The sequence below is a fragment of the Microcoleus sp. CAWBG58 genome, from assembly GCF_020883045.1.
GTDB lineage: Bacteria > Cyanobacteriota > Cyanobacteriia > Cyanobacteriales > Microcoleaceae > Microcoleus.
Window position 1 is genome coordinate 1 of the sequence record NZ_JAHRFA010000139.1, and the last position, 10,999, is coordinate 10,999.

Annotated in this window: 11 protein-coding genes; 8 read left to right on the forward strand and 3 right to left on the reverse strand. The window is 45.0% G+C overall.

Annotated elements, in window-relative coordinates; all coding sequences use genetic code 11:
- The first annotated feature begins 363 nt into the window (after positions 1-363).
- The 4 genes from QZ918_RS31965 (at position 364) to QZ918_RS31980 (ending at position 3,749) form a co-directional block, all read left to right on the forward strand.
- Positions 364-504, forward strand: coding sequence for a hypothetical protein (locus QZ918_RS31965; RefSeq protein WP_293342855.1), 141 nt, complete (start codon positions 364-366; stop codon positions 502-504).
- A gap of 85 nt (positions 505-589) precedes the next feature.
- Positions 590-1,723, forward strand: coding sequence for an AI-2E family transporter (locus QZ918_RS31970; RefSeq protein WP_293342857.1), 1,134 nt, complete (start codon positions 590-592; stop codon positions 1,721-1,723).
- Positions 1,724-2,248: 525 nt separating this feature from the next.
- The gene (locus tag QZ918_RS31975) at positions 2,249-3,316 is read left to right on the forward strand and encodes an ABC transporter permease (protein ID WP_293342860.1); all 1,068 of its coding nucleotides are present in this window, start codon (positions 2,249-2,251) and stop codon (positions 3,314-3,316) included.
- Positions 3,317-3,488: 172 nt separating this feature from the next.
- Entirely contained in the window at positions 3,489-3,749 is a 261-nt protein-coding gene (locus QZ918_RS31980) for a hypothetical protein (RefSeq protein WP_293342863.1), read from the forward strand.
- On the opposite strand, the gene QZ918_RS31985 is transcribed toward QZ918_RS31980, so the two are convergent.
- Positions 3,746-7,153 carry a PAS domain S-box protein gene (locus QZ918_RS31985; protein ID WP_293342866.1) on the reverse strand — a complete coding sequence of 1,136 codons (3,408 nt, stop codon included), beginning with the start codon at positions 7,151-7,153 and terminating at the stop codon, positions 3,746-3,748. The genes QZ918_RS31980 and QZ918_RS31985 overlap by 4 nt on opposite strands.
- 86 nt (positions 7,154-7,239) lie before the next feature.
- Positions 7,240-7,410: a hypothetical protein gene (locus QZ918_RS31990; protein WP_293156795.1), complete on the reverse strand. Its 171-nt coding sequence runs from the start codon at positions 7,408-7,410 to the stop codon at positions 7,240-7,242.
- 364 nt (positions 7,411-7,774) lie between these two features.
- Here QZ918_RS31990 and QZ918_RS31995 point away from each other — a divergent pair, with 364 nt between their 5' ends.
- From QZ918_RS31995 to QZ918_RS32010, 4 genes are all read left to right on the forward strand, one after another.
- Positions 7,775-7,909: a hypothetical protein gene (locus QZ918_RS31995; protein WP_293156793.1), complete on the forward strand. Its 135-nt coding sequence runs from the start codon at positions 7,775-7,777 to the stop codon at positions 7,907-7,909.
- 1 nt (position 7,910) lies between these two features.
- On the forward strand, positions 7,911-8,255 hold the full coding sequence (locus tag QZ918_RS32000; protein ID WP_293156791.1) for a hypothetical protein: 345 nt from the start codon (positions 7,911-7,913) through the stop codon (positions 8,253-8,255).
- A gap of 221 nt (positions 8,256-8,476) precedes the next feature.
- Positions 8,477-9,502, forward strand: coding sequence for an ABC transporter permease (locus tag QZ918_RS32005; RefSeq protein ID WP_293156789.1), 1,026 nt, complete (start codon positions 8,477-8,479; stop codon positions 9,500-9,502).
- Between the two features lie 168 nt (positions 9,503-9,670).
- Positions 9,671-10,177, forward strand: a complete 507-nt coding sequence (locus QZ918_RS32010) for a Uma2 family endonuclease (protein ID WP_293156815.1) — start codon at positions 9,671-9,673, stop codon at positions 10,175-10,177.
- Between the two features lie 9 nt (positions 10,178-10,186).
- Here the strand turns inward: QZ918_RS32010 and QZ918_RS32015 are convergent, their stop codons facing one another.
- Positions 10,187-10,414: a hypothetical protein gene (locus QZ918_RS32015; protein ID WP_293342868.1), complete on the reverse strand. Its 228-nt coding sequence runs from the start codon at positions 10,412-10,414 to the stop codon at positions 10,187-10,189.
- Between the last annotated feature and the right edge of the window lie 585 nt (positions 10,415-10,999).

Below are 10,999 nucleotides of genomic sequence, written 5' to 3' on the forward strand. Positions count from 1 at the left end.
GTCTTTTAAAATCGTCAAATTTTTGTTTGAGTTTTTCACCAAGGAACATAAATTTAATTTCCCCAAAATCAATCAGTACACCTATACTACCGATACATAGAAAATGATTTAGGATTGCTATAGTCCTGAATTAAATCCGATTGAAAGATTATGGGAGCATACAAAAAAAGACCTCAAATGGGAAAATTATCCCAGTTTAGATAAACTCAAAGAACAGGTAAATACAATCATTAAATCTCTCACGAACGAGGTAGTTTTATCACTCTGTGGCTGGGACTATATCCTTGAAGCTACATTAAGTGCAACTTCATAGTGAATTGGTATAACTATGATATCATAACGGGTAGCACTTGGGTAGCCACCATGATTAAAGAAAGATTAAGTATTCGCATTGCTGTGAGTCGGTTAGAGAAGTTGCGGAGAATTGCCAAACAGAAAGAAAAAACAATGACCCAGCTTGTAGAGGACTGGATTGATACACTCAAAGAGGAAAAGCCGTCCTAGAAGGACGGGGCTTTAGACCCAGTTTTTTGGTAAAATACGTCACAGCGGCTAAAAAAATCTGCCAGTTTAGTTGACAAAAATCAAAATGAACAGTGTCTTTTCTCCCGTCCAACAGTTTCTAATTACTTGGTTGCTAGTCCTAGTGACGGGATGGTTCACCCTAACTGCTGTCAGTTATGTTGGGGAACTGGTCAGCATTTTAGTAACAGCGGGACTGATTGCATTTTTATTAAATTATGCAGTAATTAGACTGCAAGTATTTTTGCCGCGAGGAGTAGCTGCGGGGCTAGTTTATTTAGTGGCGGGTGTGGTAGTAGTAGTAATTGGTCTAACTATTGTGCCGCCCGTGTTCAGCCAAGCGAGGCAGTTGGGGGTAAGATTCCCGGAATTGCTGGAGTCGGCGCGGCAGCAGTTAGGCGAATTTCAAGCATGGAGTGCCGATCGCAATTTACCATTTGACGTGCAAATATTGGAACAGCAGTTATCAGCCAAAGTCCAAGAACAAGTACAATCAATCGCAGGTACAAGTTTAGGCTTAGTTGTCGGTACAGTTAACTGGTTCCTCGACTTAATTTTTATCGTCGTAATTTCATTTTATATGCTGCTAGACGGTCAAAGAGTGTGGCAGGGTTTGACCAGCATTTTTTCGCCGGATATTCGCTATGTTCTCACAGATACTTTGCAGCGAAACCTCCAACGATTTGTCTCGGGACAGTTATTGCTGGGACTCTTTATGGCGACTTCGCTAACTCTGGCTTTTTGGTGGCTGCAAGTGCCATTTTTTCTGTTGTTTGCCGTGTTTATCGGGTTGACAGAAATAATTCCGTTTATCGGAGCGACGCTGGGCATCGGCACTGTTAGTATAATTGTAGCGTTTATTGATTGGTGGCTGGCGCTGCAAGTGTTGGCAGTTGCGATCGGTCTCCAGCAAATCAAGGATAATTTAGTAGCACCCCGAATTATGGGCAATCTAACCGGATTGAGCCCGGTAATTATTTTTACAGCTTTGCTGTTAGGAGGTAGAGTGGGAGGATTATTAGGAGTTATCCTGGCAATTCCCCTAACTGGGGTGGTCAAAAGTATCGTGGAAATTGTACTCAATCCCAAATTACCTCCCCAAACAGGTTCGTTTTTCTACAATCCTTTTAACGGCGAAGAATTGGGGAAAATTGCGGAAAATGAAAATAGAATAATTTTGGTAGCCGATGAAAAAAAATAGTTTAAGGTTCGTAGTAAGGACTTCAGTCCGTAAAATTTTTATTAGTAACGAATTCAGCCCTAGCTACTGATTCCCTTACTAATAGTTTAAGGTTTGTAGTAAGGACTTCAGTCCTCAAACTTTTTATTTAGTTTAAGGTTTGTAGTAAGGACTTCATTCCTCAAAATTTTCCTTAGTAAGGAAGTCAGCCCTTGCTACTGATTACGTTAAGAAAGGACTAAAGTCCTCACTACGAACCTGGAAGGACTAAAGTCCTCACTACGAACCTGGAAGGACTAAAGTCCTTACTACGAACCTGGAAGGACTAAAGTCCTCACTACGAACCTGGAAGGACTAAAGTCCTCACTACGAACCTGGAAGGACTAAAGTCCTTACTACGAACCTGGAAGGACTAAAGTCCTCACTACGAACCTGGAAGGACTAAAGTCCTCACTACGAACCTGGAAGGACTAAAGTCCTCACTACGAACCTGGAAGGACTAAAGTCCTCACTACGAACCTAATTAAAATCTCAAACCTAAAACTTATGAAATGGTGGCAAAATCTTAAAAATAATCCTCTAGCTCGGTTGGGAGCCGTAATGCTGTTAATTTTTTATACAGTCGCACTTTTTGCCGAATTTGTGGCTCCCTACGACCCCTACGACTCTCAATTAAACGGTTCCTTACTGCCCCCCACTCAGATTTATTTAAGCACCAAAGACGGGCGATTTATCGGGCCCCACGTTTACCCGACTACTCAGGGGCCCGTGGATGCGAATACGGGCGCTCGCGAGGTAATTGTAGACTGGCAAAAACCCTCTGCTGTCGGTTTGTTTGTCAAAGGTTCTCCCTATAAGTTTTTAGGAATTTTACCTTTGGATATCCACCTGTTTGGCACTACAGGAGAAGGTAAAATTAACCTTTTAGGAACTGATGAACAAGCTCGCGATCAATTCAGCCGCTTAGTACAGGGCAGCCGCATTAGCCTCAGTATTGGTTTGGTTGGTATAGCAATTTCCTTTCCTTTAGGATTGTTAATCGGAGGAATATCTGGTTATTTTGGCAGTTGGATTGACAGTATTTTAATGCGCTTTGCCGAAGTATTGATGACGATTCCCGGTCTTTATTTATTAGTAGCTCTAGCAGCAGTCCTTCCCCCCGGATTGACCAGCGCTCAGCGATTTATATTGATTGTGCTGATTACTTCATTTATCAGTTGGGCGAGTTTGGCGCGGGTAATTCGCGGTCAGGTGCTGTCAATTAAACAGCTAGAATTCGTACAAGCTGCGCGGGCTATGGGCGCCAATCCAATTTATATTATTGTCCGCCACGTGTTGCCACAAACTGCAACTTATGTAATTATTTCTGCTACTTTGTCGGTTCCGGGTTTTATTGTGGCGGAGTCGGTTTTGAGTTTAATAGGATTGGGAATTCAACAGCCGGATCCTTCCTGGGGAAATTTGCTATCTTTGTCTACGAATGCTTCAATTTTAGTGTTGCAGCCTTGGTTGGTTTGGCCTCCGGCGACGCTGATTATTTTGACTGTTTTGGCGTTCAATTTATTGGGGGATGGATTGCGGGATGCTCTCGATCCGAGAAGCATTCAAAGATAATTGCGAATCGGGAATTGGTAATTCAAATATTTGTATGGGCGGGTTCACCCAAATTTATATCATCAATTCCCAGAACTAAAAAACCCGCCCCCACCATCGCAGATACTCAAAAACTTGTTCCGCAATCAGGGTTAATTGGTTTGGTGGGGGCGGGTTTATTAATATTTTGGATGTGAACCAAAGATTGTTGGTGAACCCGCCCCTACAAGATTTGGTAATACAAGGACAGTTTGGTGGGGGCGGGTTTATTAATATTTTGGATGTGAACCAAAGATTGTTGGTGAACCCGTCCCTACGAGATTTGGTAATACAAGGACAGTTTGGTGGGGGCGGGTTTATTAATATTTTGGATGTGAACCAAAGATTGTTGGTGAACCCGTCCCTACGAGATTTGGTAATACAAGGACAGCTCAAAAATACCAAGATTAGTTAAGTATTAACAGGTAAGCGGATGGTAAAGGTAGAACCAACACCGACTTGACTTTTTACTGAAATATTGCCACCCATCATGAGGCAAAAACGCTGGCTGATTGCTAGTCCCAAACCAGTGCCGCCGTATTTGCGCGTGGTAGAAGCGTCTGCTTGAATAAAGGGTTGGAAAATGTGCTGTAACTCGTCTGGATTCATGCCAATTCCTGTATCTGTACAATTAACTACTAAAAATTCTTTACTGGGATTGGAGGATGGAGAATTTACCGCAGGTTCCAAACTGTTTTCTGGTGTCGCTTCGCTGCTGTAGCCTGCGATTTGTTCTCGGCTGGCGCTGAGGGTAATTGTACCATTGTGAGTGAATTTGGCGGCATTGCTCAGCAAATTTAATAAAATCTGCCTCAGTTTGGTAATGTCACCGTGCATAGTGCCGATATTGCCTATTTGCTGTAAGTTTAAAGTATTATGATTTTTATCAATCAGTGGCGCTGCGGTGTCGGCGACTTCTTTAATTAAGGTGGCGATGTCGAAAGTTTCTAAGTAGAGATCCATGCGACCGGCTTCGATTTTAGAAATGTCGAGAATGTCATTTATTAGCGATAGCAAGTGTCGGCCGGATGTGCGGATTTTGTCTAAGTCTGGAATGAGTTCATCGTAACCGGATTCTTCGGTTTCTTCTTGGAGCATTTCGCTGTAGCCGATGATGGCATTGAGGGGTGTCCGCAGTTCGTGGCTCATGTTTGCTAAAAATGCGCTTTTTGCGGTGGAAGCTGCTTCGGCTGCTTCTAGGGCGAGTTGCAAGGCGGATTCAAAGACTTTACGATCGCTAATATCCTCGACACTACCTTCATAGTAGATTACCTCACCGCGCGTGTCGCACACTGCACGGGCGCTTTCGGAAATCCAAATTATGCTGCCGTCAACGCGGTAAACTTCTGACTCAAACCCCGAAATTTGTCCAGATTCTTTCATCACTCGCATAAACTTCTCGCGTTGTTGAGGATTGACGTAAGTTTGCTGTCTGATGTTGGTGAGATTTGATGTCAATTCTTCGGGAGTGGCGTAGCCGTAGATGCGGGCTAAGGATGGATTTACGCTCAAGAAGCGACCTTCGGGGGTGGTTTGAAAAATGCCTTCGACTGCGTTTTCAAAGATGCTGCGGTATTTTTGTTCTGCTTGACGCAGGGCGTTTTGTGTCCGATCGCGATCGCTAGCTTCGATCGCCAATGATACCAAATCTGCGAGGGAAGCAGCAAAATTTTGTTCTTCTACTGTCCAGTGGCGAGCAATTCCCACCTGTTCGATACAGATGACTCCGACTGTTTGGCCTCCCAGTCGCACTGGCGCATCTAAGGTTGATGTGGTGCCGCTTTGTGCAAAGTAAGATGCCACAAATTCTCTGGTTCTGATATCTGAGAGAGCGTCGTCGGCTGCGATCGTCCGGTCTTCTTCCAAAGCTTTAAAATAAGCTGGATAGTCTGGTGCTGCGAGTTCGGCACCTTGGGAATGCTCGCCGTTGCTGCGGTGAAATTGGTCGAGACATTGCAATTTAGATCGACTTTCGTCGTACAACCACGCTCCGGCTGCTTCTGCATCTAGGGTATGAGCCGCCGCTTCGGTGATTTCTCTCAAAGCTACTTGCAAATCGCCTCGATATAGCGCTTTATTTCTTGCCAATTCTAGCAAAACCGTATTTTGTTTGAGCAATTGTTTTTGCCTCATCCGCCGCACTGATTCGGCTCGCTTCTGTTCGGTAATATCGCGAGCCACCCAAATTACGGATTCTTCTGAAAGCGGAGAAATGCTGGCTGCAAAACAAATTTCGCGGTCGTTAATGGTTAAATCGTACTCGATGCTAACTGTTTGCTGACTATCTAAAGCTGCTCGAATGTGGTTGAGAAAATTGTCTGCTGTAGCTTGCGGAAAAAGCTCTCCGATAGTTTTACCAACTAATTCTGCTGCTGGTTTGTAGAGCACCGACATATTTGTGGGCGCGATTTTCAAATAGCGGCCGGTGGCATCCACAACTACAATTAATTCGTTCATGGCTGCAAACAAAGCCCGCAATTCTGCTTCGGTGGCTTCGAGTTCGGCAGTCCGCTCTGCTACTCGCTGTTCTAAACTGGAGTTGGTTCGTTCTAGCGCTACAAAAGACGATCGCAATTGTCTGGCCATCTGGTTGAAAGACTGAGCTAAGACGCCGAGTTCATTGACGCCTTTGACTTCGACTTCGCCGTCTAATTCGGCGGAGGTGAAGTCGGCAGCTTCGGACATTTTTGTTAAAGCTTTGGAGGCTTCCAGCAATCGGGTAATTGGTGTGACAACCCAGCGAGATGTGAAAATTCCCAGGACGATCGCCAGTATGAAGGCAAAAAAGCACAATAAAATAGTTGTGCGAGTGTTGGCGTTAATTTGCTCCATAAAGTCTGCTTCCGGGATTGCTACGACAATCAGCCAATCGAGACCGCGGCCGTCTCGCAGGGGAGCGACCGTAATGAATTGACGTTTGCCTTTTATATCGAAGCTAAACTGTCCTTGGCTGTCAATTTCTTCAAAACTGCCAAATCGTGTTTGCAAGTATGTGGAAGCCGATCGAATTAGCAAATTTTTGCTCTGTGTTGCCAACAGCCGTTTTTGTCCTTTGTTGTCAGTGATAAACGGCAATTCATCTGTGGAACTGGCGACTATTTCCCCGCTGCGTTCGATCGCAAAAACTTGTCCTGACGGGCTAATTTTGATACTTTTGAGAAAATCGCTGATTTGAGAAAGAGTCAGGTCAATTGCCAATACCCCCCGCAGTTTTCCTGTTTCATTGTAAATAGGCATCACCGGCGTAATGCCGAGAACTGGCGAGGCCGTGAAGACGTAGATCGGAGACCAGGTGGCTTTTTCTGCCTGTTTGGCAGCTTGGTACCACGGTCTAGTACGGGGGTCGTAGGGGGCGGTTTTGATTAGCTCAGTGCGGTTTCCTTTGCTGTCGAGGCGATAAATTTGGCGGTTGGGAGCAGTTGATTCGTCTCTGATGTATACTAATTCATCTGCTTCGCGTTTGAGCAAGAGGAATTTGCCCTGTTCGTCGCCGTAGTAGATGGTTGTAGTGCGATCGCTCAGCTTGGTCTGGTTCCAAAAAAAGCGCTCTAAGTTGGGGAAGTCATCAGGGTCTAGGTTTCCAGAGGCGATCGCAGCATTATTCATTTGCAGGAACAGGTGAGACACCTCTCCAAAACTGCGGAAATTTTCTTTAGTCCTCGCTGCGACTTCCAAACTCAACCTGGTAGCAAGGTCATTGACGGCTTTCTGGCCGTTACGAAACGACAGCCATCCAGTGACGCCGACTGCTACGGAGATTTGCACTACCAACGGCATCAACAAGACGAGGCTCAGTGACATCTTGGGCGAGCTTTTCATCAGACGACTGCTCAGAGTTTTCAATAACATCAATATTATTTTGACACCTACGAGGTTTGCGTATCGTTTGTCGTTTCCAAGATGCCCTAGATATTATAAGTTACAAAATCCCACAGCAATGCCGTGAATTGGGGTAGCGGCCAGGTCAAAACTTGGCTGAGGTTTCCAGCACTACTGTAAAAAATTGTAATATTAATCGTGCCACTACTTTCCTGAATCTGGCGATCGCGATCGAGAACTCCCGTCCCAAAACTCACACCAGGTCAAAAAAGCATACAACTCCTTAATTCATCAGTCATTCCCAATTATAAAATCTTTAATCTAAAATCGGATCGCTTTCTCCGGGTGCAGGTTGCCTGCCTTACCGCTGATTAATACAAATTAGATTAGAATTTTCAAAAGCTGGGGTATGTCAAAAATGTAAGTTATTTGACACCAGACTGTTAAAAAATTTGCTATTGATAGAATAAGCGGGCAAAATCGCGATCGCACGCCAGCATGGTAATTAAAGGATATTGTGGTGCATCGAGGGCAGTAACGTCACTCGATTAGAGATTTTTCCATTTACCAGAAACAATTAGTTGAAAGCCCGCCTGCCCGGGAGAAATTAAGATCGGACTGTTGATTGCTCCCCTACTCGGACTTAAGGGTAGGGGCCGCTATCAAACTCTTAACTGTCAACTGTCAACTGTCAACTGTCAACTGTCAACTGTTGAACCTACGACCTTTGAGCAAAATAATACTTCGGGAGGATAACATGAGCTATACATTTGAAATCCTGGGCGTATCTCCAACTTTAACGTTTTTTAACCAGCAGCAGGAATTACTGCAACAACAGCAGCCGTCAGGTGTAGAATACTTGGGAAACCGAAAGTGTACTCTCGATTCTTTTGTAGCATCGGTAGAGATAATTTCTCCCTATCGCGGCTGGGATGTCGATCGAGTTGTAAATACCGTGATTAGTTTCTGGATGAACAACTCGGATAGCATCCAGTATTGGAAGAATAGATTGCAGGATGCCGGCAGCGAAAACTTGTTAGTAGCCAGAGTAGGCGATATCAAGTCTTTCCAAGCTGCATTTGAATCGCTACTGGGCGAATAGGCAGGAAGCATCTGATTTTCGTAAAAAGCCTTTTTTTGTTTGAGTGCGATCGTCCCTGCTCTCTTATACAATAAGCGAGCGGGGACAGCAATAATATAAAAGCACAATTGAGATGCTCGCAATCGGAAAATCTGGAATTGGCAAAAAGTCGATCGACTTTTTCCCAATTCCCAATTCCCAATTCCCAATTCCCAAATCCCAATTCCCAATTCCCAATTCCTATGTCTCGTTCAAAAGCCCTGCAATCTTATATTTTTGTCCGCTTGCTGCTCGCACCCCTAATGTTGTGGACAATCACCACAGCAGTCTTTTTGTTACTCCGGGCCACTCCGGGCGATCCCATAGATGCCATTCTCGGCTCGCGAGCTCCCGCCGCCGCCAAAGCAGCAATGCGAACCCAACTCGGCCTCGACGCACCCCTGTGGCAGCAATATCTAAAATACATGAAAGACTTGCTGGGCTTCGACTTGGGAACATCCATCACCACTCGCGGACAAACCGTCTGGCAAATTATCGGAGACTATTTCCCCGCGACAGTCGAATTAGCAGTTTGTAGCATGGCCATAGCTTTAATTGTCGGCATCAGTATCGGTTCCCTAGCGGCATCCCGCCCCAACACTATTTTTGATGCAGCAGGCCGTTTGTTTGGGATTATTACTTACTCACTGCCGGCTTTTTGGGCTGGCATGGTTTTGCAGTTGATTTTTGCCGTACAGTTGGGCTGGTTTCCCTTGGGAACTCGCTTTCCGGTGACATTTCCAGCCCCCCAAGGCTACACGGGACTGTACACTATAGACAGTCTCTTGAGCGCTAACCCCGGTCAGTTTTTCACAAGTTTGCATTATTTGGCACTCCCGAGTTTGACGCTGGGCATTCTTTTGAGTGGCATTTTTGAGCGAATTGTGAGGGTGAATCTGAAGCAAACTTTGCAAGCAGATTATGTTGAAGCAGCTAGAGCTCGCGGAATTCCTGAATTGCAGATTTTATGGGCTCACGCTCTCAAAAATGCGCTGATTCCGGTAATTACTGTCTTGGGACTGACTTTTGCTGCACTGTTGGGTGGTGCTATTTTAACTGAGGTTACTTTTTCTTGGCCGGGGCTGGCAAATCGTCTTTATGAAGCGATTAGCTTGCGAGATTATCCAACTGTTCAAGGTATTGTGGTGTTTTTTGCGGGAATTGTAGTAATTGCTAGTATTGTAATTGATATTTTAAATGCTTACATTGACCCGCGAATTAGGTACTAATTGAAGGAAGAGTTGACAGTTGACAGTTGACAGTTGACAGTTGACAAAAAAAGAATAAATAATGAAGATTTTAGCCCTCTCCCGCTCTCCCAATCTCCCCCCCTCCCAACTCCCCGGCTATGTTCTCATTTGATATACGTGGAAGATTATTAGGTACGATCGACTAAAATATTAAACTCACAAGAAGTAAAATTAGTTGCAGGACTGATTGTCAAAAAAATGAAAATACAGGGAACCGATTATGCTACAGCGATTGTACTTATTCAGGAGTTGCTGGAAAAGCTGTTAGGAGATGAGGTTTTAGTCCGGGTGGAGCTACCAATTCAGCTAGGCGATGCCCAAGCAAAACCGTCGATCGCAGTTGTGATGCCAGACGCCCTGCGCTATACTGACCGCCATCCCATCGCCTCGGAGATATATCTGCTGATCGAAATAGCCGATGGTACGCTTCAAAATGACTGCGAGACTCAAGGAGATATCTATGCTGCATCGCAGATTGACGATTTTTGGGTGCTAGATATCCACGAACGCCAGCTTCATGTATTTCGAGAACCCTCAGACGACGGGTACCGGAGTCAAATGATTTTGTCAGAAGATTCGACTGTCGCGCTCTCAGCTTTTTCTAAGTGTACTTTCTGCGTGCGCGAGATGTTGCAGGCAGTGGCGGCTCTCTAGGAGTATTTGTCAACAGTTGACAGTTGACAGTTGACAGTTGACAGTTGACAGTTGACAGTTGACAGTTGGAGAGCTACCTCTACCCAGAAGTCTGAGTATTGGAGTAATGAATACTCTGATTTTAATGCCTCCCTCGAAGGCGGGCGGGCTTTCAACCAATTCTTTCTGGTAAAAAAGATCGGCTTTCAGAGTCAGTAACTCAGCTCTTTCATAGACTGAGCTTGTAAGAAATTGCAAGCTGTGCTGACCAGACCCCTGTTACAAGGAGACGTTATTTAGGTCACGATACCGGAGAATGCGACGCTAGTTTTCCGCTCTATCGTTTACAGTCAAACAAACTTAAAGTCACGCTCGTTAGTGCTGCAAACTTAACAAGCCTTTATAACCAGGTCGAAGCGAACATTACACGCAAGTGGAGGGACAGTGCGATTCGTTGAAACGTGAATCACGGTGAAAGCCCGTACATAGCGTTTCTAGCCACAAGGCTGAACTCTCGGTCTGATGAGGGTGAAAGTCCCTCCTCTAAGACTCATAGATGACTCCCTACCTGCCCACACCGACCAAGCTCGATTCTTGGAGAGTGAAGCTCTTAACTGGACGCAATCAGACATCCTATGTGGGGTGACACTGGCGTTAACGGGGAGTTCCAATGGTGAAACAGAGCCTAGAAAAGTAACTTACCACTGGGCGGGACATCATTTGTGACAAGTTAAGAAAAAGTGCAAATTGTCAAGGGGGTATACAAAAAAAGGTAAAATAGAATGAAACCTTGACCAGGCAAGCATTTGAGCAAGTCATGAGTAGTAAAAAACGCATTCACCG

Bases quoted from the DNA above. Each gene is read 5' to 3' on its own strand.
- QZ918_RS31965 (WP_293342855.1), top strand. From the start codon at position 364: ATGATTAAAGAAAGATTAAGTATTCGCATTGCTGTGAGTCGGTTAGAG.
- QZ918_RS31970 (WP_293342857.1), top strand. From the start codon at position 590: ATGAACAGTGTCTTTTCTCCCGTCCAACAGTTTCTAATTACTTGGTTG.
- QZ918_RS31975 (WP_293342860.1), top strand. From the start codon at position 2,249: ATGAAATGGTGGCAAAATCTTAAAAATAATCCTCTAGCTCGGTTGGGA.
- QZ918_RS31985 (WP_293342866.1), bottom strand. From the start codon at position 7,153: ATGAAAAGCTCGCCCAAGATGTCACTGAGCCTCGTCTTGTTGATGCCG.
- QZ918_RS32000 (WP_293156791.1), top strand. From the start codon at position 7,911: ATGAGCTATACATTTGAAATCCTGGGCGTATCTCCAACTTTAACGTTT.
- QZ918_RS32005 (WP_293156789.1), top strand. From the start codon at position 8,477: ATGTCTCGTTCAAAAGCCCTGCAATCTTATATTTTTGTCCGCTTGCTG.